Below are 25429 nucleotides of genomic sequence, written 5' to 3' on the forward strand. Positions count from 1 at the left end.
GGGATCAGGCCCGGCTCACGATGACGCGGCCGCTGGCCGTCGGCGGCCGTGACGGCCGGCCGGACGGACGGGCGGGCGGGCGGACGGGCGGGCGGGCGGACGGACGGACGGACGGCATCGGTGTGCTGATAAGCGCCGATGCCGCCCGACAGGTGTGACTGATTCAGGCGGGCTGCCCGAACCTAAGCGAACTACTGAACCTAAGCGAACTGCGCGAACCACTCGTCGAGGCCGGCCCGCACCGCCGCGATCCGCTCCACCACCGGCGAGCGGTCCGCGGCCGCGCGGTCGCCGAGCTCGATGTAGCACTTGAGCTTGGGCTCGGTGCCGCTCGGGCGGACCGCGATCCAGCCGTTCTCCAAGGCCAGCCGCAGGCCCTGCTCCGGCGGGAGCGCCGTGCCGTTCGCGGACAGGTCGCCGACCTCGGTCACCGCGACCCCGCCGAGTGCGGCCGGCGGGTTCCGGCGCATCGCGCGCATCATCGTCTGGATCTGCTCGGGGTCGTCGCTGCGGATCGACAGCTGCGTGGTGACCAGGTTGCCGGTGACGGTGTCGACCTCGGCGAGGTAGTCCAGCAGCGTCCGGCCGCCGGCCTTCAGGCTCGCGGCCATGAGCGCGGCGGTCAGCGCGGCGGTGATCCCGTCCTTGTCCTTCACGTGCGAGGGATCGACGCAGTAGCCGATCGCCTCCTCGTAGCCGTAGGCCAGGTCCGGCACCTTCGAGAGCCACTTGAAGCCGGTCAGGGTGCGCGCGTAGTCGACCTTCGCCTCGTCGGCGATGGCCGCCAGGCCTTCGGAGGAGACGATCGAGGTGGCGAACGTCCCGGAGGCGCCGGGCTTGTTCGCCAGGCTCATGCCCAACATCAGCCCGACGTCGTCCCCCGACAGCCGGCGCCATCCGCCCGGCGCGGCCTTGTCGGGCACGGCCAGGGCCATCCGGTCGGCGTCCGGGTCGTTGGCGATGATGAGGTCGGCGTCGTGCTCCGCGGCGAGGGCGAAGGCCAGGTCCAGCGCGCCGGGCTCCTCCGGGTTGGGGAACGAGACCGTCGGGAAGTCCGGGTCGGGCTTCTGCTGCTCCGGAACGCTGATCGGCTCGGCGAACCCGGCGTTCGTCAGGACCCTGCGGGCCAGTTCGTAGCCGACTCCGTGCATCGCCGTGTAGACGTACTTCAGCTCGAGGTCGGGGGCCGGCGGCAGCAGTTCCTTCGAGCGTGCCACGTAGGCGTCGACCACCGATTCCTCGATGACCTGCGCGTCGGCGACCGTCCCGCGCGGCACGTCCGCCAGCGCGCCGACCGCGTCGATCTTCGCGGCGATCAGCGTGTCGTTCGGCGTCGTGATCTGCGAGCCGTCGCCGAGGTAGACCTTGTAGCCGTTGTCCCGCGCCGGGTTGTGGCTCGCGGTGACCATCACGCCGGCCTTCGCGCCGAGCGCCAGCACGCTGTACGCCAGCATCGGCGTCGGCAGCTCGCGCGGCATCAGGTACGGCCGGTGCCCGGCGCCGAGCATCACCTCGGCGGTGTCCTCGGCGAAGCGCCGCGAGTTGTGCCGGGCGTCGTAGCCGATCGCCACGACCTGGCCGGTGCCGTGCTGCTCGGTCACGAACGCGGCCAGGCCCGCGGCGGCGCGCAGCACCGTCACGCGGTTCATCCGGTTCGGGCCCGCGCCGAGTTCGCCGCGCAGGCCGGCGGTGCCGAACTGCAGGCGGCCGTCGAAGCGGTCCTCCAGGTAGCCGTAGGCCACCGAGTCGCCGGACTCGGCCGCCTCCAGCAGGCCGGTCAGCTCGGTGCGGGTCGCCGGGTCCGGGTCCTCGGCCAGCCAGGCGCGGGCGGCGGCGAACAGCGCCTCGCTGATCGCGGTGCCGGTGCTGGTGCCGGTACCAGTGCTCGTGCTGGTGTGGTCGGTGCTCTGCGTCATCGCGTCCCCTTCCGGGCCGGTCAGATCTTTTCGACGATGCCCTGCAGCAACGTCCCCAGGGACGCCGCCGACGCCGCGCCGGTCTCCGTGACCTCGGCGTGCGACAGCGGCTGGCCGGTCATGCCGGCGGCGAGGTTGGTCACCAGGGAGATACCCATGACCTCGGCCCCCGCCTCGCGGGCCGCGATCGCCTCCAGTGCCGTGGACATGCCGACCAGGTCGGCGCCCCAGCCGCGGAACATGCGGATCTCGGCGGGCGTCTCGTAGTGCGGGCCGCGCAGCGCCAGGTAGACGCCCTCGGCCAGGGACGGGTCGACGGTGCGGGCCAGCGTGCGCAGCCGCTCGGAGTACAGGTCGGTGAGGTCCACGAACCGCGCCCCGACGATCGGCGACTCGCTCTGCAGGTTCAGGTGGTCGCTGATCAGGACCGGCTGCCCGGCGCGCATGTCCGAGCGCAGGCCGCCGCAGCCGTTGGTGAGCACGACGGTCTTCACGCCGTTGGCCACCGCGGTGCGCACGCCGTGCGCCACCGAGGCCACGCCGCGGCCCTCGTACAAGTGGGTGCGGCCCAGGAACACCAGCACCTTGTTGCCACCGACGGTCACCGAGCGCACCTTGCCCGCGTGCCCGACGACCCCGGACGCGGCGAAGCCGGGCAGGTCGCCGACCGGCGCCTCCCAGTCGGGGGTGCCGAGCCCGTCGGCGGCCTCGGCCCACCCGGAGCCCATGACCACGGCGACGTCGTGCCGCCCGGCCAGCTCGGTGAGGCGGGCGGCGGCCGTCTCGGCCAGCCGGTAGGGGTCCTGGGGGGCGTCAGCGCTGTTCGTCACCTGGTGAGCGTACAGCGCCGGATCATCGGAGGGCGGGCGGCGGTGCCCCGGTGCCGGCAGATCGCCGCCCTCGGAGCGCCGCCGTCAGACAACTACCGTCAGACAACTACCGTCAGACGACTACCGTCAGACAGCTGCCGCCGGACCGCCGCCGTCAGACCGCCACGAATCCCGGCGCCGGCTCCTCGCTGAGCGGGACCGGCAGGGCCGAGACCACCGGCGCGTCCGCGCGCAGGTGGCGCACCTGCGAGGACATGAACGTCAGCCCGGTCGCCCCGACGATCACCCCGGCCGCGCCGAGCTGCACCGCCTTGGTCCCGAAGGCGTTCGCCGCGGGGCCGGCGACCAGGTCGCCGAGCGGCGAGGCGCTCAGCGAGCCCAGCGCGTCGTAGGAGTAGACCCGGGCGAGCTTGTCCTGCGGGATGTGCCGGGTCAGCGCCACGGTCCACAGGATCATGAAGTACTCGCCGGCGAACCCGGCCAGCACCGAGACCGCCGAGATCGCCCACAGCGGCCCGCCCAGGCCCATCACCAGCGGCGGCAGCGCGAAGGCGAAGGTGAGGATGGTGCCGATGAACATCGGCCGCCGCACCTGGTACACCAGCCCGGCGATGCCGCCGAGCAGGACGCCCAGGCCGTCGCAGCTGACGATGGTCGCCCAGGCCGCGGCGCCGCCGAGGCGGGCCTTGGCCACCTCCGGGCCCAGCACCAGGAACCCGCCGAACCAGCCGGCCAGGACCGCCGCGTAGCAGGCGATGACCGCCCACAGCCAGGTGCGCGAGCGCACCTCGGCCCAGCCCTCGCGCAGCTCGTGCACCATGCCGGGGGCCTTCTGCCCGACCCGCTCCAGCGCGGTGACGGTGATCCGGATCAGCGGCGCCGAGCCGAGCAGCAGCAGCACGCCGTCCAGGCCCATGGCCCAACCCGGGCCGAGCACCGAGACCAGCACGCCGCCGACCGCCGAGCCGATCATCAGCATCGACGACTGCGCCAGCCGGGACAGTGAGGACGCGGCCTGCATCCGCTCCTCGGGAACCAGCCGCGGGATCAGCGACTGCGACGAGGGATAGAACAGTGCGCCGCCGGTACCCATGAGCAGCGCGGCGACCAGCAGGTTCCAGGTGTTCGCGGCGTGTGTGAACATCATCACCGCGGCCAGGCCCTCGCCGGCGGCCGCGGACAGGTTGGCGGCCAGCATCACCCGCTGCGGCCGGAACCGGTCCGCGAGCACGCCGCCGACCAGCGTGAACACCAGCATCGGGGCCAGCTGCGCGGCCAGCACCACGGACACCGCGGCGGCGTCGCCGTCCGGGTGCGCGTCCGACCTGGTCACCGCGAGCACGGCGAAGGACAGCGCCACGGACGAGATGCCGGTCGCTGACGTGGACAACAGGCGTTCCAGCAGTACCAGCCGGAACTGCCTGATCCGCAAAACGGTGAGGGACTCGCGGAAGGTCTCCTTCAGAGACGTCGATTCCGCTACCTGGCTGAATGAGGGCGCGTCCGCCGCGAAGTCCTGGGCGGGGTTGCTCACGGTTATCTACCTGGTTTCTGAACTGGTCGCTAGCCGATCCAGGCTATCTGGTGCCATCAACCTTTTTTCGTGAGGGAGAATGGACCACGTGACTCGGATCGTGATCATCGGCGGCGGACCCGGCGGCTACGAGGCAGCTCTGGTGGCCTCCCGACTCGACGCGGAGGTCGTGCTGGTCGAGCGCGACGGCGTGGGCGGAGCTTCGGTGCTCACCGACTGCGTGCCGTCCAAGACGCTGATCGCCACCGCCGACGTGATGTCGTCGTTCGAGTCGGCCGAGGAGCTCGGGATCCGCATCGGCGGGATGTCCGTCGGCGGCAGCTGCGTGAGCGGCGTGAACCTGGACAAGGTCAACCGCCGCGTGAAGAACCTGGCCTCGGCGCAGTCCGTGGACATCGCCGAGTCGCTGAGCAAGGCCGGCGTGCAGATCGTCAAGGGCCGCGGCCGCCTGACCCCGGACCGCCAGGTCGAGGTGGACCTGGCTGACGGCACCGTCGCGATCTACCACGCCGACGTGATCCTGCTGGCCACCGGCGTGCGCCCGCGCGAGGTGCCCGAGGCGATGCCCGACGGCGAGCGCATCCTGAACTGGAAGCAGGTCTACAACCTCAAGGAGCTCCCGCCGGAGCTGATCGTGGTCGGCTCGGGCGTCACCGGCGCCGAGTTCGCCGGGGCCTACCAGGCCCTGGGCTCGGCCGTGACCCTGGTCTCCTCCCGCGACCGGGTCCTGCCCGGCGAGGACGCCGACGCCGCCGAGGTGCTGGAGAGCGTCTTCCGCCGCCGCGGCATGCGCGTGCTGTCCCGCTCCCGCATGGCCTCCGCGGTCCGGGACGGCGACCGCGTGATCGTGACGCTGGAGGACGGCCGCACGGTCGAGGGCTCGCACGTCCTGGTGGCCGTCGGCTCCCTGCCCAACACCGAGGATCTGGGCCTGCAGGAGGCCGGCGTCGAGCTGACCAAGAGCGGCCACATCGAGGTGGACCGGGTCTCGCGCACCTCGGCGCCCGGCGTCTACGCGGCCGGCGACGTCACCGGCGTCCTGCTGCTGGCCTCGGTGGCCGCGATGCAGGGCCGCATCGCGATGTACCACGCCCTGGGCGAGGCGGTGTGGCCGATAAACCTCAAGCGGGTCTCCTCCAACATCTTCACCAGCCCCGAGGTCGCCACGGTCGGCCAGACCAACGTCAACGCGCACCACGACTCGCCCGGCTTCAACGAGTACAAGCTGCCGCTGGACTCCAACCCGCGCGCGAAGATGCTGGGCTTCAAGGACGGCTTCGTGAAGCTGTTCTCCCGCAAGGGCTCGGACACGATAGTCGGCGGCGTGATCGTCGCCCCGCGTGCCAGCGAGCTGATCCACCCCATCACCATGGCGGTGGACCTGCACCTGACCGTGGACCAGGTGGCGTCGGTGTTCACGGTGTACCCGTCGCTGTCCGGCTCGGTCGCCGAGGCCGCCCGCCGCCTGCACGCCGACGTGAAGGACGAGGACTGAGGCCGGCCCCCCGCGCAGGGCTTGTCCGAGCTCTGATACAGCTGCCAGGATGGTCGGTCCATAGGGTTACCGACCGGTAGCGGCAGTTGGGGGCACGCGTGAAGGTCTCGCACCAGGGCACCCGGTTCCAGCTGATCGCCGCGCTGGTGGTCGGCGGCCTGGTGGTGGCCGCGGCGGTGGTCTGGAACGCCGGCGGGGCCGGCGGCGACACCGACCCCTGCCAGCCGGCGTCGCAGAGTGCTGCGGACAAGACCGGATCGCAGCTGTGCACCGCGCTGAAGAAGGCGGGACTGCCGGCGCTGCTGGGCGTCCCGGGCGCGAAACCGGTGTACGCCGGCCAGATGACGGTGCCCGGCAGCCAGCCGGAGGTCCACGTGGAGTGGAACGTGGGGCAGTACTCGGTGATCCTGTCGACCGGCCAGGCCGCCATCGCCACGCCGACGGAGCAGGTCGCCGGCCACCCCGCGACGCTGCTGTCCGGGACGTCGGGCGGGAAGCAGGTCAACCGGCTGGAGGTGGCCTGGAGTGCCGTCGGCGGCACCGGGGTCTACGCGGTGGACGTGATGATGGTGGACGGTTCGGCGATGGCGCAGAGCGATGCCGGGCGTTTGGAGCGTGTGGTGGCGGCGAAGGCTTTGCCGGGGCTGCCGGAATGGCGCGCCGGCTGAAACGAGTATTCGAGCGGCCGCTGTGGAAATGGCGCAGGCGGCCGCGAAGAATGCCGGCCGCCTAACGGCCGCCTACGCCACAATGTTCGATTCGTTTGATGCGGCTGATTCGGTTCGAGATGGCGAATCAGAGTTCGCTATTACCAATCAGAGCCGCCGCCCCAATCCGAACCGCCGCCTCCGCCTCCGCTATCGCTTCCGCCGCCGCCCCAGTCGCTGCCGCCCCAGTCGGTCGAGCCGCCGAAGTCGCCCCAACCGCCGCCGGCGTCACCGCCGCCCCCGCCCCCGCCCCCTCCGTCGCTTCCGCCGCCGAAGCCGCCGTCGCCCCAGCCGCCGCCGTTGTCGTAGTAGTTGTTCTCGACGTAGCCGTCCCCGCCGAACATCGAGCCCATCGCCGTCCCGATCAGCAGCGCCGGCAGGATCGACCCGCCGTAGTACCCGCCGGCCCACGGCGCGTACACCGGCCCGGCGTTGTAGTACGGCTGCGGTCCGTACGCCGTCTCGACCTCGCGCACCTGCGGGTACTGGCCCGTGTCCACCCGCGTCATGTCGGCGGCACATGCCGGCACCGGACGCGGCGCGCCGCCCGGCGGAGCCCATGTCACCTCGCCCACGGACGGTCCGTGGCGCGGGTCGAAGAAGCACGGTGGCCGCCGCTCCGGCAGCGGGGTCCCCTTCCGGCGCGCGTCCAGCGTCGCGAGCGCGAAGCGCCCTTCGTCCAGCGCCTCGGTGACCTTCTTCATGTCCTCTGGACGCGCTGCCGCCGCTGCCGCCGCCTTGGCCGCCTCGTACTGGTCCAGCGCGGTGCTGTAGTCGGCGCGCATCTCGTCGGTCGCGGCCGGGTCGCCGGGGGAGAAGTCCAGCCGGTCCAGGACCTCGCCGTAGGCGGTGATGTCCTCGTCCACGGCCTGCTTCAGCCCCGCCAACTCCGCGGCCCGCCGCTGGTTCGTCCGCCGCTTCTTCCGGCTGTTCACGGCCAGCCAGGCACCCCCGCCGGCCACCGCCAGCACCGCCAGCAGTACCAGCGCGCCCGAGCCGGACTTCGAGGACGAGGATGACGACGGGGACGGGGACGCGTTCGGGTTCCCGCGGCCGTCGGCGGTCACCGCGGCGTCGGTGGAGGAGACGAACGAGGTCAGGACCGTCTCCAGATTCCCGCCGCTGCCCTGCGCGGCGGCGCGGGCCAGCCCGTCGGCCTGCCCGGTCCGCAGCATGCCGGAGAAGTCCAGGGCCTGGAAGTTGCGGCCGACGCTCGCGGCGTAGACGCCCGGCTGCCCGACCTTGTTCCGGAACTGCTGCAGCAGCGTGGACTGGTGGAACGTCGGATTGTCCGGCAGCACCGCGATGAACACCTGCGTGCCCGAGCGCATCCCGTGGATCTGCGCCACCACCGTGTCGATCTGCGCCGACGTCAGCTGCACCGGCGCGGCGGGGTCGATGTAGACGGGCTTGTCCTTGAGCGCCGCCGCGACCGAGTCGACCGACGAGGGCGAGTCCGCGCGAGCGGCGCCACCGCCTATGAAGAACAGAGAAAGCAGAAGAGCGAAGCCCGCAAGGAGGACGGCGAACGTCCTCCTTCCCCGGCGGGCGAGAACGTGGTCCATTCCCCGAGGCTAGCCGACCGCGTACACGAAGGCCCGCCGTACGCGATCGCGTACGGCGGGCCCGACCGGCCGCGCCGGGGTTCAGTCCTTGATCTCGCAGAGCACGGTGCCCGCCGTGACCGTGGTCCCGACCTCGGCCGCGATCGACGTCACCGTCCCGGCCTTGTGCGCGTTGATGGGCTGCTCCATCTTCATCGCCTCGAGCACCACGATGAGGTCCCCGGCGGCGACCTCCTGGCCCTCCTCGACGCCGACCTTGACGATCGTGCCCTGCATCGGCGCGGTCAGCGAGTCGCCGGAGACCGCGGCGCCGCCGGCGGCCTTGCCGGACCGCTTCGGCGCGGCCTTGCCGCCCGCGCGGCCCGCGCCGCCGGAGGCCGACACCCCGAGCTCGGCCGGCAGCGTCACCTCCAGGCGCTTGCCGCCGACCTCGACCACGACCTTGGTGCGCTCGCCGGCGTCCGCGGCCTCGCCGGGGGTGCCGGCGTACGGCGGGATGGTGTTGTCGAACTCGGTCTCGATCCAGCGCGTGTGCACGTGGAACGGGCCCTCTTCGGGCGTGAAGGCCGGGTCGTCCATCACCGCGACGTGGAACGTCAGCGCGGTGGGCATGCCGTCGATCTCGAACTCGGCCAGCGCGCGGCGGGCCCGCTCCACGGCCTGCTTGCGGTCCCGGCCGGAGACGATCAGCTTGGCCAGCAGCGAGTCGAAGTTCTGGCCGATCTCGGCGCCCTGCTCGATGCCGGAGTCCAGGCGCACGCCCGGGCCCGACGGCGGGCGCCAGGTGGTGACCACGCCGGGGGCCGGCAGGAAGCCGCGGCCCGGGTCCTCGCCGTTGATCCGGAACTCGAACGAGTGGCCGCGGACCTCCGGGTCGCCGTAGCCCAGTTCCTCGCCGTCGGCGATCCGGAACATCTCGCGGACCAGGTCCAGGCCGGTGACCTCCTCGGTGACCGGGTGCTCGACCTGCAGGCGGGTGTTCACCTCCAGGAAGGAGATGGTGCCGTCCTGGCCGACCAGGAACTCGCACGTCCCGGCGCCGTAGTAGCCGGCCTCCTTCAGGATCGCCTTCGAGGCCCGGTACAGCTCGGCGGTCTGCGCCTCGGTCAGGTACGGCGCCGGGGCCTCCTCGACCAGCTTCTGGTGCCGGCGCTGCAGCGAGCAGTCGCGGGTGGAGACCACGACCACGTTGCCGTGCTTGTCGGCCAGGCACTGCGTCTCCACGTGCCGCGGCCGGTCCAGGTAGCGCTCGACGAAGCACTCGCCGCGGCCGAAGGCGGCGACCGCCTCGCGCACCGCCGAGTCGTACAGCTCGGGGATCTCATCCAGCGTCCGCGCCACCTTCAGGCCGCGTCCGCCGCCGCCGAACGCGGCCTTGATGGCCACCGGCAGGCCGTGCTCGCGGGCGAAGGCCACGACCTCCTCGGCGCCGGACACCGGGTCCGGGGTGCCGGCCACCAGCGGGGCGCCGGCGCGCTGCGCGATGTGCCGGGCCGACACCTTGTCGCCGAGCGAGCTGATCGCCGCCGGCGGCGGGCCGATCCAGGTCAGGCCGGCGTCCATGACCGCCTGCGCGAACTCGGCGTTCTCGGACAGGAAGCCGTAGCCGGGGTGCACCGCGTCGGCGCCGGAGTCCGCGGCCGCCTTCAGCAGCTTGTCGATGACCAGGTAGGAGTCGCCGGGGGTGGACCCGCCGAGGGCGTAGGCCTCGTCGGCGACCCGGACATGCAGCGCGTCCCGGTCCGGGTCGGCGTAGACCGCGACGGAGCCGAGTCCGGCGTCCCGGCACGCCCGGGCGACTCGGACCGCGATCTCGCCACGATTGGCGATCAGAACCTTGCGCACGGCGGCAATCCCTTCCCAGTGGGTGGTCGATTCGCAGTTTAGGGCCGTATGCGTGAACCGGCTCCACGATACGGACGTGGTTCGCGCCACTTCGGGGGACCCGCCACGGCCCCCGGGGCACCCGTATGCGCCTTTCGACGTCTCTTTTCTCCCTCTCAAGGTGGATGCGTCCTCGAACAGCGACCGCTACGCTCTTCCTGGAGTAACGCGATACAACGCGAACACACTTGGGGGACCGGATGAACGGGCCAGGCTCCTGGGACGGCCGTAGCGCCGAGGAGGTCTTGTACGAGGCGCGTAAAGCGCTGTACGTCATGGTCGGCTTCATCGCCGTCATCTGGGCGCTGCAGGTGGTGAACTGGGCGACCGACTACCGGCTGTCGACCCACTTCGGCATCGTGCCGCGCAACGTCGGCCACCTCGGTGACATCGTCTCCTCTCCCTTCCTGCACTACAGCTGGCAGCACATCGAGAGCAACAGCGGCCCGCTGTTCGTCTTCGGGTTCCTGGCCGCCTACCGGGGCGTCCGCAAGTTCCTGATGGTGACCCTGATCATCACCTTCAGCAGCGGTCTGATGGTCTGGTTCGCGCAGGGCAACTCCAACACCGTCGGCGCCTCCGGGCTGGTCTACGGCTACTTCGCCTACGTCATCGTGAAGGGCCTGTTCGACCGGCACATGGTGGACGTGCTGATCGGCCTCGTCATGGCGCTGTCCTACGCCTACCTGCTCACCGCCGCGCTGCCCGGCGTGCCGCACGTGTCCTGGCTGGGCCACCTCGGCGGGGCGATCGGCGGCGTGCTGGCCGGCTGGCTGCTGCGCGAGCGCGGCGCCGCCGCGGCGGTGGAGGGCGGCGGGGGCCGCGAGCCGCTCGGCGACGGCGGCCTGTCGGACACCAAGATCCTGTCCGCGCCCGCCAAGGACGGTGGCCGGAAGTCGGCCAAGGGCGGTAGTCTCCCGGGCAGCCCGCGGTCCGACCTTCTGAAGGAGCTCGACGATCTCGGGTTGTGATTCCCGAGAGGCGTGGGTGGGGTGCGAAGACTTCGCAGAGCACGGTCTGTCGTCGGCGGTATAGCCGGGGCCTGCCTGATCACGGCGGCGATGGGGGTCCTCGCCGCGACCCCGGCGCAGGCCCGCGGATCGGCGTCGCTGACCCTGGGACCGAACAGCGGCGCCCCGAACACGCCCTTCACGGCCAGCTTCCACGTGAACGCCTCCGGGGGACCGGGGGCGTGCCTGGGAGGCTCGGTCACCTTCACCTTCGACGCCACCCCGGTGGGCTCGGCCGGTCTGGACCAGACCTGCACCGCGACCGCCACGCTGGCGGTGCCGGCGGCGGCCGGCCCCGGCGCGCACAAGATCCACGCGACCGCGAGCGGCGCGCCGCAGAACGCCTCGGCCAGCGCGACCTTCACGGTCACCGCCGGCGCGCCCACCAGCACGGCGACCACGCCCGGCGTCCCGACGACGCCGACGGACAACGGCTCGCCGTCGTGGTCGAACTCGACGACGCCGTACCCGGGCTGGACGGCGCCGCCGTTCGCCAGCCAGGTGATCCCGACCTCGACCGGGCCCTGTGACACCTCCGGCGCCCACGCGGCCGCGCCGGACAAGGCCTTCCTGCAGATACCGGCCTACTCGGTCGGGGCGCACGCGCCGAACAACGGCTCCAAGGCCGTCACCGAGCCGGCCACCGGCGCCCTGCCGATCCTGTCGGTGGGACCGGCGGGGATGATCCCGCCGCAGCTCGGGGACGGCCGGCATCCGTACCAGTACCTGGAGCTGATGGAGGGGATCGACCCGAACGTGTCGCCGAAGCTGCGGCTGGCCGCCGCCGCCGGGGAGCCGTTCGGGTGCCTGCACGTGGAGTCGTTCGGCGGGCCGGGGAGCGGCTACGGCTACCTGTCCTACGCGCTGAAGGACGCGACCGTGATCAGCGTCCAGGACGCGAACCCCGACGGCTCGCCGTTCCAGACCGCCGAGCCCACGGTTGCCGCGCCGAGCACCCCGGCGCCGGCGAGCACCGCCAAGGGCAAGGCACCGGCCCCCGGTTCCGCCGTCCCCACGACGCCGGCGCCCACGGCGAAGTTCGAGAAGGTCGTGCTCGGCTATTCGTCGCTGACCTGGGAGTACCAGGAGGCGGCCGGCGGGGCTCAGGCGCCGATCCACCGCGGGGCCGGGACCATCGTCCCCCCGCCACCGCCCGCGCCGCTGTCGTACTCGAACCTGGTGTTCGCCTTCGGCGGCCTGGTCGCGGCGGCGGTCGCGTTGATGTTCGCCTACCACTCGCGGCGCCGGGACCTGGCGCGCCGCCAGCGGCGGCGGCGCGCCACGCACGCCTCGTAGCGGTCCGGCAGGCCTCAGCCCTGGTCGAAGCTCAGCTCGGCGGCGGTCACCGTCCCGGCGGTGCGGCCCGGCGCCTCGTGGTACTGCCAGTACAGGTTGGTGTGCGTGATGACCGCGCCCGGCGCCGGGGCGCCGTAGGAGCTCATGTCCTCGGTGGTGTGCGCGTCGCTGACCAGGAGGGCGTCGTAGCCGCGGGCGACGGCGCCGTGCAGGGTCGAGCGGATGCAGGCGTCGGTCTGCGCGCCGGTCACCACCAGGCTGCCCACCTTCAGGCCGGCCAGAAGCGATTCCAGGTCGGTCTCCTCGAACGAGTCGCCCCACTGCTTCTGCACGTTCGGCTCGTCCTCGCGCGGGTCCAGTTCCGGCACGATCTTCCACGGCTCCGAGCCGGCCGTCCGGTTCTCCCCGGCGTCCTGGATCCACACCACCGGAACGCCCGCCGCCCGCGCCTTGCCGACGACCGTGTTGATGTTGGCCACGACCGCGTCCCGCTCGTGGTTGCCGGCGACCACGCCGTTCTGGACGTCGATGACCAGGACGGCCTTGTTCGGGCGATTATCGAGAGTGCTCATCTCCTCAAGCTAACCGGGGCCGGTGACAACCGCCCACTGGTTTAGATCTTGCCGATCGGGCTCACACCGCATAGCCCAGACGCTTGATCCCGTTGATGAAACTGGACGTCAGCCGGTCGGGCTCGCCGACGCTGCGGATGCCCGGCGCCCGCACGAACAGCTCCCGCAGCAGCGCGGTCATCTCGGTCCGGGCCAGGTGCGCGCCGAGACAGAAGTGCGGACCGGGGCCGCCGAAGCTCAGATGCGGGTTGGGGGAGCGGGTGATGTCGAACCGGTCGGGATCGGCGAAGACCTCGGGGTCGCGGTTGGCGGCGTTGTAGAAGAGCAGGACCTTGTCGCCCTTCTTCAACGGTGTGCCGTTCAGGTCGTAGTCCTGGGTCAGGGTGCGGCGGAACTGCGTCACCGGGGTCGCGTAGCGCAGGATCTCGTCGAGGGCGCCGACGATGTGCTTGTCGAAGTCGCCCTGCAGCAGCTCCATCTGGTCCGGGTGGTCGGTGAGGAGCTTGAGGCCGTGGGACAGCGCGGTGCGCGTGGTCTCGTTCCCGGCGACCACCAGCAGGATGAAGAAGGAGCCGAACTCCTGGTCGGTGAGGGCTTCGCCGTCGACGTCGGCGTTGACCAGCTTCGAGGTCAGGTCGCCGGTGGGCCGGCGGCGGCGCTCCCGGCCCAGCGCGGCGGCGAGGTGGTGCAGCTGGCGTCCGGCGCGGACCAGGCGGTACAGCGCGACCGGCCCGACCAGCTTGGTGCGCAGCGGGCCCGCGTCGTCGGGGACGCCGGTGTACTCCGGGTCGCTGCCGGCCACGATGCGGTTGGTGTGCGCGTGGACCATGGCGTGCCGGTCCTCGGGGATGCCCATCATGGTGCAGATGACCTGGATCGGCAGGCGGGCCGCGGCCTCGGCGACGAAGTCGCCGGTCCGGTGCGCGAGCAGGTCGCCGACGATCTGCGCGCAGGCCGCGTCGATGTCCGCGGTCAGAGTGCTGACCAGCTTCGGGGTGAAGGCGCGCGAGACGATGCGGCGCAGCCGGGCGTGCCGGGGGTCGTCCATGTTGATCATCGAGCCGAAGTAGGCGGCCAGGTAGCGCGGCATGTCCGGGATGCTGTTGGAGGTCGGTTCGCTGCTGAAGACCTCCGGGTGCCGGCTGGCCTGCACGACGTCGGCGTGGCGCGTGAGCGCGTAATAGCCGGCGCCCGGCTTGATGAGGGGGAAGCGGGGCTCGGCGAACAGCGGGGCCACGGGGCGCGCGCGGAGCTCGGCGAAGGCGGCCATGCGCTGGTCGTAGGGGAGGGACCAGAAGCGGTTGTCGGACAGGTCGATGCCCGAGGGGTCGGTGTCGGTACCGGTGTCGGTGGCCATGGGATTCAGCTTGACACCGAGGGCTGATACGTCAAGCTTTTCCGGTTATGGCATGGTCGGTATGGGAAAGCGGCCGGTTCGCAGGGTCCTGAGGGCTACCGGCCGCGGCGTATTCGGCGGCGGTCGCGGGAGGCCGCGGGGCCGTCGGCCGCCTGCTCCCGGACTTGCACGAGATGGCGCGCGGCGGCGGCGACGGGACGCTGGAAGCCTTCGCGCTTGGCCTCGTACTGCGCCGCGTCGGCGAGGCGGAAGAGGGTGTCGCGGTTGGCGACCGGGCCGGCCGGGCCGTCGGTCGCGGCGTACCCGACCGAGGCGCCGGCGATGCCCTCCAGCTTCGCCGCCCGGGCCGCCAGGTCCTCGGCGAGCTGGGTGACGGTGGACCAGGGCTGGCCGACGACCAGGACGGAGAACTCGTCGCCGCCTATCCGGGCCGCCAGGGCGCCGTTGACGGTGCCCGCGACCGCCGACAGGTGCCCGGCCAGCTGCTCCAGGACGGCGTCGCCGGAGTCGTGGCCGGAGGTGTCGTTGACCTGCTTGAGGCCGTTCACGTCGCAGATGATCAGCGCCACCGGCAGGCTGGTGAGCCGGTGCAGCTCCATGGCCTCGTCCAGCCCCACCTCGATGGCGCGGCGGTTGGCCAGGCCCGTCAGCTCGTCGGTGTAGGCCAGCCGCTCCAGGTACTCCTGCCGGTCGGCCTGCGCCAATCCGGCGCTGACCAGGGCCGCGAGCGTGGCGGCGAAGTCCACGTCGGCGTCGGTGTACGGCTCCTGGTCGGCGGTGCGGGCGGCGTACAGCTCGCCCCAGACCTGCCCGGCGAAGAAGATCGGCGCGATCAGCGCGCTGTGCCGCCGCCGCAGCCGCAGCGAGGCGACGCGCCGCGGGTCGGCGTCGGTGTCGTCGCTGCGCAGCGTCCAGGGCCGCGGGTACTCCTCGCTGACCACGCGCGGGAAGTCCGACAGCGCGTACCACTCCTCTTCCGGGCACCGCTCCTCGAACGGCATCAGGTCCCCGTGGTTGAGCAGCACGCGCAGTTGCCCGGTGGCGCGCACGTACTCCGACAGCGAGACCATCCGCGCGTCCAGCGCCTTGCGAGCCTCTTCGGCGGCGACCGTGATGACCTCGCTGAACCCGTGGACGCGCGCCAGAGCCCGGGCCAGGTCGGTGAGCGCACGCAGACGGACCGAGGCTTGGTCAGCCATCGTCGCGGGGCCCGCCGTTCGGAGTCACGGGACCACGCTAGGTGATCTCCCCGGGCTGTGCCACTTCACCCGTCCGGGCGACGGACCGCGAGATCCACGCCCGGTGTCGGTACCGTGGCCCGACGTGACCGGAGTCAAGCCCTCCACGCCCGCGCCCGAAGACGGCCTGACCGCCGCCCGCGCCCGGGCCGCCGAGCTGGGGGTGTCGGTGTCCGAATACGTGCGCGACCAGCTGTGGCGGACGCGCGGCGAGGAGGCTTGGGAGCGGGCTTTGGCGGAGGCCGCGGCGGGGGAGGCTGCGGCGGGGGAGGTGCTGCCGCCGGCCCAGCCTGGGCCTGCTCAGCCCCGGTCCGCGCCAGACCAGCCCGGCTTTCCGGGCTAGCCCGGCTTCCTCAGCTCCTCAGCTCCTCAGTTCAGCTCTGCGCCAGCCGCGTCCGCGGTCCCGCCCGCAGCACCTGCGAAGGCAGCGTCCGCCCGACCGCACGCTCGGCGTAGGCCGCCGTGTCCAGCAGCGCCTCCAGGTCCACGCCGGTGTCGATCCCCATGTCCTCGACCATGTGCACCAGCTCCTCGGTGGCGATGTTGCCGGAGGCGCCGGGCGCGTAGGGGCAGCCGCCGAGGCCGCCGACCGAGGCGTCGAAGTCCGTCACCCCCAGCTGCAGCGCCGCCAGGACGTTCGCCAGGCCGGTGCCGCGCGTGTTGTGGAAGTGCAGGTTCAGCGGCTTGTCCGCGTGCGCCGAGCGGGTCTCGCCGATCAGCCGGGTCACCCGGGTCGGGGTGGCCATGCCGGTGGTGTCGCCGAAGGACAGAGAGTCGGCGCCGTGCGCGGCGGCCGTGTTCACCACCCACATCACGCGCTCGGTGGGGACCTCGCCCTCGTACGGGCAGCCCCACGCCGTGGACACGATCACCTGGACCGTGGCACCGCGGCCGTGGGCCAGGTCGATGATGGCGGCGATGTCGTCCAGGGACTCGGCGGTGCTGCGGTTGAGGTTCTTCTTGTTGTGCGTGTCCGAGGCGGAGACGACCACCTCGATCTCGTTGAACCCGGCGTCCAGGGCCCGCTCGGCGCCCTTCAGGTTCGGCACCAGCGCCGAGTAGCGCACGCCGGAGGCCCGGGTCATCTGCGCGGCGACCTCGGCGGCGTCGGCCATCTGCGGGATCGCGCGAGGGTGGACGAACGACACCGCCTCGATGCGCGACACGCCGGTCCCGGACAGCCGGTCGATCAGTTCGATCTTGGTCTGGGTGGAGACCGGGTCCTCGTTCTGCAGGCCGTCGCGCGGCCCCACTTCCCGGAGCGACAACGCTGTCGGCATATCGGTCATGCCTACGACGCTAGCAGCGGTGTCTCACACTGCGGAATGTGAACGCGCTCACTCAGCCCGCGGTCAGGGCCGACGGCTCGATCTCCCCGAGCCCGCGCACCATCCGCGTCCCGATCGGCTCCAGCGCGAACGTGGAGTCCGAGGCCAGGGCCTCCGCCAGCTCCGGGTCCACCACGATCTGGTCCGGCTCGGCCAGCGACGTCAGCCGCGCCGCCAGGTTGACCGTGGTGCCGTAGATGTCGCCGTTGCGCTGCACCACGTGCCCGTACGCCACACCGATCCGCAGCTCGGGCACCGCCTCCGTGCGCCGCATCGCGCCCAGCAGGTCCAGCGCGATCCGCGCGGCCCGGGCCGGGGAGTCGGCGGCGAACATGATCTCGTCGCCCAGGGTCTTGATCAGCCGGCCGCCGCCGTAGGCGACGGTGTCGGCGGCGTTGGCCTCGAACACCGACACCAGCCGGGCCAGCTCCTCCTCGGAGAGCTGGCGCGAGAGCCGGGTGAAGGACACCAGGTCGGCGAACCCGACGGCCTGCAGGCCCTCGGCGTGCTCCTGCATCTGCTGCCGGACCCGCCCGGCGGCCGCGGCGAGCTGCCGGCGCCAGACGTAGACCAGCAGCTCCTCCAGCTCCGGCAGCACCCGGCGGCCGATCCGGTAGCCGAACTCGGCCATCTGCTCCGAGCCCACGCCGGCCGTGTCGAAGGCGTCGAACAGCACGTCGACCTGCCATTCGGCGAGCCGGGCCGTGGTCTGGCCCATGGAGCGGGCGACCTGGACCGCGAAGTCCTCGGTGAACAGCCCGCTGCGCGGCATGCCGCCGAGCCGGAGCAGGGCGTCCACGTCGGCGTCGGTGAAGGCCCGGGCCTGGCCGACGTCGGCGAAGCCCATGGCCCGCCAGTAGCGGCGGGCCTCGTCGTACGGGATGCCCGCGGCCTTGCAGACCTCGTAGGCGGTGTGCCGGGGGACGCCGCCGAGCAGCAGCGCCTCCAGCTCGTCGCCGTTGTCCTTGCGCTTGGCACGGGCCCGGGACGGGGGCCGGGGCTGCTGGGCCGGGGACTGGGGCTGGGACCGCAGGTCGGGCAGGTTGGCCGCGCCGGACGTGCCGGGTCCGGCGGGCCCGCCGGAGGCGCCGTCGGACGAGGTGCCGTTGGCTCCGGTGCCGTTCGCCCCGGCGCCGTTCGTTCCGGCGGCCCCGGCACCGGCGGCGGAAGCCCCAGCCCGCGCCGCCCGGCCGGCCGGACCGCCGTTCCGGGCCGTGTCGCCCGTCCCGGAGGCCGCGCCGTCCCGGGCCGCATCGCGGCCGCCGTCCCCCGGCACCCTGCGCGCCATCGTCTTCCGCAGCTCCTGCCCTGGTCGCCGTCGTATCGCCTGCGTACTGCTACTTCTTGCCGTGGTGCTCCTCGGGCTCGGCCAGCTCGGCCGTGCCGTTGGCGCCGACGTTGCTGATCAGGTTGGTCAGCTCACGCTGGGTGGACTCCACGTGCGGGATGTCCTCCAGCTGCTCCTGACCGTGCTCGCCGGCCGACTCCACCACCAGCGTGCCACAGCCCAGGATCCGGTCGAGCAGGCCGTTGTGCCTGAACGACACGTCGTTGATCTTCACCAGGGGCATGTCGCGGCCCTCGCGGTGGATGAAGCCCTCGCGGATGATGAGCCGCTTGTTCGTGACGATGTAGTTCTTGTTCAGCCAGATGACCCAGGGCCGCACCGTGAAGACGATGATGTCGATCAGGGCCAGCGCGCCGACGCCGATCGCGGCGACCTTCTGCGTGCTGCCGCTGGTGAGCCCGGCCGCGGCGCCGAACACGGCGACCGCGACGATCAGGTTCAGCACCGGGAGGATCAGCGCCTTCCAGTGTGGACGCATCGCGAGGTCGATCTGTTCGCCCGGCGCCAGAAGGTGCTTGGGGTAACCCATTGCCGTCACCACTCCCTCAACTCCGCGCCTCCCCCCTGTGAGGAAGCGAAGGTGTCTTGTCGCCACGCATACTGGCAGACAATAGGACCGCTTGGCAGGTACTTGCAGGTGACAGGGTCTTGTCATCTGAGATGAACGACATCACCCGCTCCGAACGCCCGCTCCCCGTCCGCGTTCCGCACCAGCAGACGGCCGTCCCCGTCCAGCCCGACGGCCTCGCCCTCCACCGGCGCCCCGCCCGGCAGCTCCACCCGCACCCGCCGCCCGAACGTGGCGCACGAAGCGGCATACGCCGAGCTCAGCCCCGAGGCCATAGGGTCCCCGCCGGTGACGCTCCAGTCCGTGTACCAGCGTTCGAGCTCGCGCAGCACGGCCCGCAGCACGGTGTCCCGGTCCGCGGCCTTCGCGTCCTCGAGCACGAGCGAGGTCGCGTGCGCGGCAGGCAGCTCATCGCGCCGCAACGAGACGTTGAGCCCCAGCCCCACGACGGCGGCCGGCCCGCTCGGCGTCTCGACCCGCTCGACGAGGATCCCCCCGAGCTTGCGCGCGGCGCCGTAGGCAGTGTCCTTATTACTACTGTCGGTTTCATCGGCGGGCCCGGACTCGTCCACCACGATCAGATCGTTCGGCCACTTCAACCGCACCGGCACCCCGCTCACGGCATCCACCGCCGTCCGCACCGCGGTCCCCGCCAACAGCGGCAGCCACCCCCACCGCGCCGGCGGCACATCGCCGGGCCGCAGCAGCACCGACAGGAACAACCCCGAACGCGGCGGCGCCGTCCACGTCCGCCCCAACCGCCCCCGCCCCGCACTCTGCGCCTCGGCGACCAGGACGTACCCCTCGTCCTTCCCGGCCCGCGCCGCCTCGGCGACGTCCGCGTTCGTGGACCCGGTCTCGGGCACCACGTCGATGCGGCGCCAGAGCCCGCCGGGGCGGACTACGGCCTTGTTGATCGCCAGCTCGCGCAGGGGCGGGCGGTCCAGGTCACTGTAAGGCGAGTCACTGCTCATCCCACGAGGCTATTGCCTGGATAAGCACTACAGTGACCACCGTGACCGACGCCGAAGCCCCCTCAACCCACGCACCCCACACCACGGCGGGCAAGCTCACGGAGCTCCGCTCCCGCCTCGACACCGCGATCCACGCCGGCAACGAGCGAGCGGTGGAGAAGCAGCACGCCAAGGGGAAGATGACGGCCCGCGAGCGGATCGAGTATCTGCTCGACGACGGCTCCTTCATGGAGCTGGACGAGCTGGCCGTGCACCGTTCCGCGCGCTTCGGCATGGAGCGGAACCGGCCCTATACCGACGGTGTGGTCACCGGCTTCGGGACCGTGGACGGCCGCCAGGTGTGCGTGTTCTCGCAGGACGTCACCATCTTCGGCGGGGCGCTCGGCGAGGTGTACGGCGAGAAGATCGTCAAGGTGCTGGACCTGGCGCTGAAGCTGGGGTGCCCGATCGTGGGCATCAACGAGGGCGGCGGGGCGCGGATCCAGGAGGGCGTCGTCTCCCTGGGCCTGTACGGCGAGATCTTCCGGCGCAACGTGCTGGCCTCCGGGGTCGTCCCGCAGATCTCGCTGATCATGGGCGCGGCGGCCGGCGGGCACGTCTACTCCCCGGCGCTGACCGACTTCGTGGTGATGGTCGACCAGACCTCGCAGATGTTCATCACCGGTCCCGACGTCATCAAGACCGTCACCGGCGAGGACGTCTCGATGGAGGACCTGGGCGGCGCCCGGGCCCACAACACCAAGTCCGGCAACGCCCACTACATGGGCGCCGACGAGAAGGACGCCATCGACTACGTCAAGGGCCTGCTGTCCTTCCTGCCGAGCAACAACCTCGAGGACGCCCCCGAGTACGACGTGCTCGGCGACCTGGAGGTCACCGACCAGGACCGGGAGCTGGACACCCTGGTGCCGGACTCGGCGAACCAGCCCTACGACATCCACAAGGTCATCGAGCACGTCCTGGACGACGGCGACTTCCTGGAAGTGCAGGCGCTGTTCGCCCCGAACATCGTGGTCGGCTTCGGCCGGGTCGAGGGCCGCACCGTCGGCATCGTCGCCAACCAGCCGATGCAGCTGGCCGGCTGCCTGGACATCGACGCCTCGGAGAAGGCCGCGCGCTTCGTGCGCACCTGCGACGCGTTCAACGTCCCGGTGATCACCTTCGTCGACGTCCCCGGCTTCCTGCCCGGCACCGACCAGGAGTGGAACGGCATCATCCGGCGCGGCGCGAAGCTCATCTACGCCTACGCCGAGGCCACGGTGCCGCTGCTGACCATCATCACCCGCAAGGCCTTCGGCGGCGCGTACGACGTCATGGGCAGCAAGCACCTCGGCGCCGACCTGAACGTCGCCTGGCCCACCGCGCAGATCGCGGTGATGGGCGCGCAGGGCGCCGTCAACATCCTCTACCGCAAGGAGCTGGCGGCCGCGCAGGACCCAGCGGCCGAGCGCGCGCGGCTCATCCAGGAGTACGAGGACGAGCTGCTGAACCCCTACGACGCGGCCGAGCGCGGATACGTCGACTCGGTGATCGAGCCGTCGCAGACCCGGGCCTACGTCGTCAAGGCGCTGCGGGCGCTGCGCTCCAAGCGCGAGACGCTGCCGCCGAAGAAGCACGGGAACATCCCGCTGTGAGCGGCCAGGAGAACGGCGCGCACGCCGCCGCCCCGACCGCGGCGGCGGCCCCCGAGATTGAGAAGGCAGCACAGATCAGGGTGCTGCACGGCAACCCGACCGCCGAGGAGGTCGCCGTGGTGGTCGCGGTGGTCGCCGCCGCGGTTGCCGGTTCGGCTTCACGATTGGGTAACGATGCTGGTCCCAAGCGCCGGCCCAGCGGCTGGACCGCGCGCGAGCGGAACGTGCGCGCCCCGCTGCACCCCGGTCCTGGTGGATGGCGGGCCTCGGCCTTCCCCGCAGCACGCTGACCCGATGCGGCCCGGAACTACTCCGAAAGGAGTAGACGGGCAAGATCACGTCATCTGTAGGGGGATTCACAGGTTCCACCCGAAGTCGCATCCGGTCGGTCGGGCGTGGCGAGTACAGTTGACAGCGTTAGAGAAACGTTAAGGCTCCGCTAAGTGGGGGGTTCCCAGCAATGCCGACGTCCATTTCCACAAGGCGCCCGATACGTGCGCTGACTATGACGATCGCCGTCGGCGCCGTCGCCGGGCTCTCGCTGACCGCGTGCTCCTCCTCGGGCAGCACGAACGGCGGCAGCGGCAGCGGCAGCGGCGGCAAGACGCCGACCGAGGCGCTGGCGGCCGCGGTACACAACATCTCCAACGGCAACGCCGAGTCCTTCCAGCTCTCGCTGAAGCCGGACGACGCGATGATCGCGGCGATGAACAAGGACAGCTCCGACCCGCAGTCCGCACAGATCGTCAAGAGCCTGTTCAGCAACGGCGGGATCGTCGTGAAGTTCACGGCGAGCTCGGACAAGCCGCTGAAGGACCTCAAGGCCGGCGAGAACCCGAACGTCGAGTTCGACGTCACCGGCGGCGGCACCGAGCTGTTCGACATCCGCAGCGTCGGGGGCGCGCTGTACGCGAAGGTCAACGTGCCGCAGTTCCTGCAGCTGTCCGGCAAGTCCGCCTCCTCGGTGACCTCCCAGCTCGGCCAGGTCCCGGCGGACTTCCAGGCGCCGCTGCAGGCCCTGATGGCCGACAAGTGGATCGGGGTCAGCGCCGCGGACGTCAAGGGCCTGGAGCAGACGCTGCAGAGCCTGCAGGGCGGCGGCGACCTCGGCTCCTCGCCGACCACGCCCACCAGCCCGGGCACCCAGATGCTGTCCAACGTCGAGTCCGAGCTGATGAAGGCGCTGACCCAGGACGCCACCGTCACGGACAAGGGCAGCGGCCAGTACGAGGTCAGCGGCAAGGTCAAGACCATCGGCCAGGACGTGCTGCAGGCCCTGGGCCCGGTCCTGAACTCGGTCCCCGGCAAGTCCAAGACCGACCTCGACCAGATGCGCACGAGCCTGAACTCGGTGCCGGACAGCGAGAACGTCACGTTCGACATCTGGGTCAAGAGCGGCCAGATCAGCGAGCTGCAGGTGGACCTGGCGCAGTTCATGCCGTCGAACAAGAGCGGCGGCGGCCACCTGCCGGTGGACGCGAAGTTCAGCCAGAGCGCCGGCAGCGTGAGCGCGCCCGGCGACGTGACCAACGTCGACGTGCAGAAGCTGCTCTCGGCGTTCGGCGGGGCCGGCCTGTAAAGGTCCTGCTCCGCACCGGCGCGAGCCGGAGTGATGTGAGCGTACGGCGGCGGGGAGTCCTCTTCCGGGGGCTCCCCGCCGCCGTTTGCCGTTTGCCGTTTGCCGTTTGCGTTCGCTGTTCGCCGTTCAGGCCGCTATTCCGCGGGCACGGTCCAGTACGCCGTGTAGTTCAGCCCCAGGTCGGCCATCAGCTTGCGCAGCAGCGGCTTGGACAGCCCGACCACGTTCGAGTGGTCGCCCTCCAGCCGGTCCACGAAGGCGCCGCCGAGGCCGTCGATGGTGAACGCGCCGGCCACCCGCAGCGGTTCGCCGGTCGCGACGTAGGCCAGGATCTCCTCGTCGCTGGGCTCGCCGAAGTGCACGACGGTCGCCGCGACCTCGCCGGCCTCCTTGCCGGTGGCGCGGTCGACCAGCCAGTGGCCGGTGAGCAGGACGCCGGAGCGGCCGCGCATCGCGTACCAGCGCGCCACCGCCTCCTCGGGGGTGTCGGGCTTGCCGAGCGAACGGCCCTCGAACTCCAGGACCGAGTCGCACCCGATGACCAGGGTGCCGTCGGTCTCCGGGAGGGCGGCGACGGCCCGGCACTTGGCCTGGGCCAGGGCCAGGGCGACTTCGGAGGGGGTGGCCTGCGGGCCGAGCGCTTCCTCGACGGCGTCCTCGTCGACACCGCTGACCAGCACGCGGGGGTCGAAGCCGGCCCCGCGGAGCAGGGACAGGCGGGCGGGGGAGGCGGAGGCCAGGACGAGCGGGGGCACAGGAGTGGGCATTCCCCGACTCTAGCCGGGCTCCGGGAGGGGCCTCCGGCGCGGCGGAGTCGGGTGGAGTCTGGCGGCGTCGGGCGGCTTCGGTAGGTGCCAGGCGGCGTCAGGCCGCGGTCGGGGCGCCGTTCCCGAGTGGACCGCCAGCGCCACCGCCGCCGCCGCCGGCCGGCGGGGCCGCGTCCACCGGGCCGGGCTCCGGCTTGGGGGCGTTCGGCGTCACCATCGCCACCGCCAGCGCTCCGGCCAGCAAGACGAACACGCCGCCGAGCACGAACAGCTGGGTCCAGCCGGTCAGGCCCGTGACCACTATCGTCACGAACAGTTGCAGCGCGGCGATGGCCATCATCAGGCCCTGCATGAAGTTGTTCAGCACCATGCCGAACGCCGCCAGCACCAGGATGATCGCGCCCAGCAGCAGCGCCCCGCCCAGGCCCAGGTTCAGGGCGATGGCGATGATCTTCAACAGCCCCGGTCCGGCCGGGCCGAACTTGACCCCGTTGCCGAAGGCCACGAAGCCGTAGAAGCCGGCGGCCACGATCAGCGTGCCCAGCGCCTCGGCGGCCAGCGCCACGGCGCCGGCGAGGATCAGTATCTTGCGTCCCACGGCTGCTCCCGATCCCGATGACGGCGTATTGGACGGTTCGTTGAAAACTACTCGCCGGTAGCGGGCCGTACAAGAGGGTTGATGACTCCCGATCGGGTGAAACGCTGGTCGCACTTACGGCGGCACGCGGATCAAACGCCGGAAAACGGACGGTGGCCGACCTAGGATCGTGGCCCGTGAACCCACCGGACCGGCGTACGGCACTGCGGGCGGGGTTGGCCGTGTTGGGGACGGCCGCCGCGTCGGCGGGCCTGGCGGCGTGCTCGGACGGGAACGGCACGCGCGCGGCCGGGCCGGCCGCGCGCGGCGCGACCGGTGCGACCGGCGCGGCGCAGCGCGGCTCGGCCGCCGCGCCCTCGGCGAACCCGTCGAACCCCGCCAACGCTTCGAATCCCTCGAGCCCTTCGAACCCGGCGTCGCCCTCGAGCCGGGCCCAGGCCCCCGACGAGGTCGACCACGCCGCCACCGGCCGCGCGCAGGTGGCCCTGACCTTCCACGGCGACGGCGACCCGCGGCTGGCCCAGGCCCTGCTCAAGGAGGCCGAGGCCGGTCAGGCCCGGCTCACGGTGCTGGCCGTGGGCCGCTGGCTCGGCGAGCACCCGGAGATGGCCCGGCGGGTCCTGGACGGCGGCCACGAACTCGGCAACCACACCGAGAACCACGTCGACATCTCCCGCCTGGCGCCGGCGGCGGCCCTCGCCGAGATCCAGGCGTGCGCCGCGCGCCTGCAGAAGCTGACCGGCTCCCCGGGCGTCTGGTTCCGGCCCTCGCAGACCCAGCACGCCGACGCGATGCTGGTCGAGCAGGCCCGCCGCGCCGGGTACCGCACGGTCCTGTCCTACGACGTCGACCCGCTGGACTACGAGGACCCCTCGGCCGAGCAGATCACCGAGCGCCTCCTGGCCGCGGTGCACCCCGGGGCCGTCGTGTCGATGCACCTGGGGCACCAGCACACGGTGGCGGCGCTGCCCGCGGTGCTCGCCGGTCTGAAGTCCCGCGGCCTGGCCGCTGTCACCGCATCGGAGCTGTTCTCGTGACGCGCACCCCGCAGGACCGGAGCAGCACCCGTGGTTCGCGGCGGTCGGGGGCGGCGCGTCCGTCGCGGCCGTCGCGTCCTTCCGTGCGGAGACGGCGCGCCGTGGCGGCGCTGCTCGCCACCGGCCTGATCGGCGCCGGGGTGTGGCTGCTGACCGATCGCGGCGTCTGGCCCGGCGGCGGCAGCCCGTCGG

23 protein-coding genes are annotated in these 25429 nt (G+C 72.0%); 9 read left to right on the forward strand and 14 right to left on the reverse strand.

What is annotated here, in order from left to right:
- Positions 1 to 200: 200 nt before the first annotated feature.
- From ABH926_RS47645 to ABH926_RS47655, 3 genes are all read right to left on the reverse strand, one after another.
- Positions 201 to 1916: a phospho-sugar mutase gene (locus ABH926_RS47645; RefSeq protein ID WP_370374007.1), complete on the reverse strand. Its 1716-nt coding sequence runs from the start codon at positions 1914 to 1916 to the stop codon at positions 201 to 203.
- Between the two features lie 20 nt (positions 1917 to 1936).
- The gene (locus tag ABH926_RS47650) at positions 1937 to 2746 is read right to left on the reverse strand and encodes a purine-nucleoside phosphorylase (protein WP_370374009.1); all 810 of its coding nucleotides are present in this window, start codon (positions 2744 to 2746) and stop codon (positions 1937 to 1939) included.
- Between the two features lie 154 nt (positions 2747 to 2900).
- Positions 2901 to 4280 carry an MFS transporter gene (locus ABH926_RS47655; protein WP_370374011.1) on the reverse strand — a complete coding sequence of 460 codons (1380 nt, stop codon included), beginning with the start codon at positions 4278 to 4280 and terminating at the stop codon, positions 2901 to 2903.
- Positions 4281 to 4359: 79 nt separating this feature from the next.
- On the opposite strand from ABH926_RS47655, the gene ABH926_RS47660 reads away from it, so the two are divergent.
- Positions 4360 to 5775, forward strand: coding sequence for an NAD(P)H-quinone dehydrogenase (locus ABH926_RS47660; protein ID WP_370374012.1), 1416 nt, complete (start codon positions 4360 to 4362; stop codon positions 5773 to 5775).
- Between the two features lie 98 nt (positions 5776 to 5873).
- The gene (locus ABH926_RS47665; protein WP_370374014.1) at positions 5874 to 6443 is read left to right on the forward strand and encodes a DUF6215 domain-containing protein; all 570 of its coding nucleotides are present in this window, start codon (positions 5874 to 5876) and stop codon (positions 6441 to 6443) included.
- A 140-nt stretch (positions 6444 to 6583) separates the two neighbouring features.
- Here the strand turns inward: ABH926_RS47665 and ABH926_RS47670 are convergent, their stop codons facing one another.
- Positions 6584 to 8047, reverse strand: a complete 1464-nt coding sequence (locus tag ABH926_RS47670; RefSeq protein WP_370374015.1) for a hypothetical protein — start codon at positions 8045 to 8047, stop codon at positions 6584 to 6586.
- A gap of 81 nt (positions 8048 to 8128) precedes the next feature.
- Complete coding sequence (locus tag ABH926_RS47675) at positions 8129 to 9892, reverse strand: biotin carboxylase N-terminal domain-containing protein (RefSeq protein WP_370374017.1); 1764 nt, start codon at positions 9890 to 9892, stop codon at positions 8129 to 8131.
- Between the two features lie 239 nt (positions 9893 to 10131).
- Here ABH926_RS47675 and ABH926_RS47680 point away from each other — a divergent pair, with 239 nt between their 5' ends.
- Complete coding sequence (locus tag ABH926_RS47680) at positions 10132 to 10902, forward strand: rhomboid family intramembrane serine protease (protein WP_370374019.1); 771 nt, start codon at positions 10132 to 10134, stop codon at positions 10900 to 10902.
- Between the two features lie 90 nt (positions 10903 to 10992).
- Entirely contained in the window at positions 10993 to 12237 is a 1245-nt protein-coding gene (locus tag ABH926_RS47685; protein ID WP_370374020.1) for a hypothetical protein, read from the forward strand.
- Between the two features lie 14 nt (positions 12238 to 12251).
- Here the strand turns inward: ABH926_RS47685 and ABH926_RS47690 are convergent, their stop codons facing one another.
- The 3 genes from ABH926_RS47690 to ABH926_RS47700 form a co-directional block, all read right to left on the reverse strand.
- Positions 12252 to 12809 (reverse strand): isochorismatase family protein, encoded by a 558-nt coding sequence (locus ABH926_RS47690; protein WP_370374022.1) that lies wholly within the window; start codon positions 12807 to 12809, stop codon positions 12252 to 12254.
- A 61-nt stretch (positions 12810 to 12870) separates the two neighbouring features.
- Complete coding sequence (locus ABH926_RS47695; protein ID WP_370374023.1) at positions 12871 to 14166, reverse strand: cytochrome P450; 1296 nt, start codon at positions 14164 to 14166, stop codon at positions 12871 to 12873.
- A gap of 95 nt (positions 14167 to 14261) precedes the next feature.
- Positions 14262 to 15365: a diguanylate cyclase domain-containing protein gene (locus ABH926_RS47700; RefSeq protein WP_370374025.1), complete on the reverse strand. Its 1104-nt coding sequence runs from the start codon at positions 15363 to 15365 to the stop codon at positions 14262 to 14264.
- 124 nt (positions 15366 to 15489) lie between these two features.
- On the opposite strand from ABH926_RS47700, the gene ABH926_RS47705 reads away from it, so the two are divergent.
- Complete coding sequence (locus ABH926_RS47705; protein WP_370374027.1) at positions 15490 to 15747, forward strand: hypothetical protein; 258 nt, start codon at positions 15490 to 15492, stop codon at positions 15745 to 15747.
- Between the two features lie 31 nt (positions 15748 to 15778).
- On the opposite strand, the gene ABH926_RS47710 is transcribed toward ABH926_RS47705, so the two are convergent.
- From ABH926_RS47710 to ABH926_RS47725, 4 genes are all read right to left on the reverse strand, one after another.
- Complete coding sequence (locus tag ABH926_RS47710; protein WP_370337084.1) at positions 15779 to 16693, reverse strand: hydroxymethylglutaryl-CoA lyase; 915 nt, start codon at positions 16691 to 16693, stop codon at positions 15779 to 15781.
- 52 nt (positions 16694 to 16745) lie between these two features.
- A complete protein-coding gene (locus tag ABH926_RS47715) occupies positions 16746 to 18020 on the reverse strand; it encodes an adenylate/guanylate cyclase domain-containing protein (RefSeq protein ID WP_370374029.1) in 1275 nt (424 codons plus the stop codon).
- Between the two features lie 49 nt (positions 18021 to 18069).
- On the reverse strand, positions 18070 to 18609 hold the full coding sequence (locus ABH926_RS47720; RefSeq protein ID WP_370374088.1) for a PH domain-containing protein: 540 nt from the start codon (positions 18607 to 18609) through the stop codon (positions 18070 to 18072).
- A gap of 122 nt (positions 18610 to 18731) precedes the next feature.
- On the reverse strand, positions 18732 to 19622 hold the full coding sequence (locus ABH926_RS47725) for a biotin--[acetyl-CoA-carboxylase] ligase (RefSeq protein ID WP_370374031.1): 891 nt from the start codon (positions 19620 to 19622) through the stop codon (positions 18732 to 18734).
- A gap of 41 nt (positions 19623 to 19663) precedes the next feature.
- On the opposite strand from ABH926_RS47725, the gene ABH926_RS47730 reads away from it, so the two are divergent.
- The 3 genes from ABH926_RS47730 to ABH926_RS47740 all read left to right on the forward strand — a co-directional run bounded on the left by ABH926_RS47730 (position 19664) and on the right by ABH926_RS47740 (position 22835).
- A complete protein-coding gene (locus ABH926_RS47730) occupies positions 19664 to 21256 on the forward strand; it encodes an acyl-CoA carboxylase subunit beta (protein ID WP_370374033.1) in 1593 nt (530 codons plus the stop codon).
- Positions 21253 to 21546, forward strand: a complete 294-nt coding sequence (locus ABH926_RS47735) for an acyl-CoA carboxylase subunit epsilon (RefSeq protein WP_370374035.1) — start codon at positions 21253 to 21255, stop codon at positions 21544 to 21546. Before ABH926_RS47730 ends, ABH926_RS47735 begins: the two co-directional genes overlap by 4 nt.
- Before the next feature lie 215 nt (positions 21547 to 21761).
- Positions 21762 to 22835: a hypothetical protein gene (locus ABH926_RS47740; protein ID WP_370374036.1), complete on the forward strand. Its 1074-nt coding sequence runs from the start codon at positions 21762 to 21764 to the stop codon at positions 22833 to 22835.
- 134 nt (positions 22836 to 22969) lie between these two features.
- On the opposite strand, the gene ABH926_RS47745 is transcribed toward ABH926_RS47740, so the two are convergent.
- Entirely contained in the window at positions 22970 to 23602 is a 633-nt protein-coding gene (locus ABH926_RS47745) for a nucleoside triphosphate pyrophosphatase (protein WP_370374038.1), read from the reverse strand.
- Between the two features lie 97 nt (positions 23603 to 23699).
- Positions 23700 to 24200, reverse strand: a complete 501-nt coding sequence (locus ABH926_RS47750) for a hypothetical protein (protein WP_370374039.1) — start codon at positions 24198 to 24200, stop codon at positions 23700 to 23702.
- Positions 24201 to 24376: 176 nt separating this feature from the next.
- Here ABH926_RS47750 and ABH926_RS47755 point away from each other — a divergent pair, with 176 nt between their 5' ends.
- Entirely contained in the window at positions 24377 to 25237 is an 861-nt protein-coding gene (locus tag ABH926_RS47755) for a polysaccharide deacetylase family protein (RefSeq protein WP_370374040.1), read from the forward strand.
- Positions 25238 to 25429: the final 192 nt, after the last annotated feature.

This window comes from Catenulispora sp. GP43 (genome assembly GCF_041260665.1).
Classification (GTDB): Bacteria; Actinomycetota; Actinomycetes; order Streptomycetales; family Catenulisporaceae; genus Catenulispora.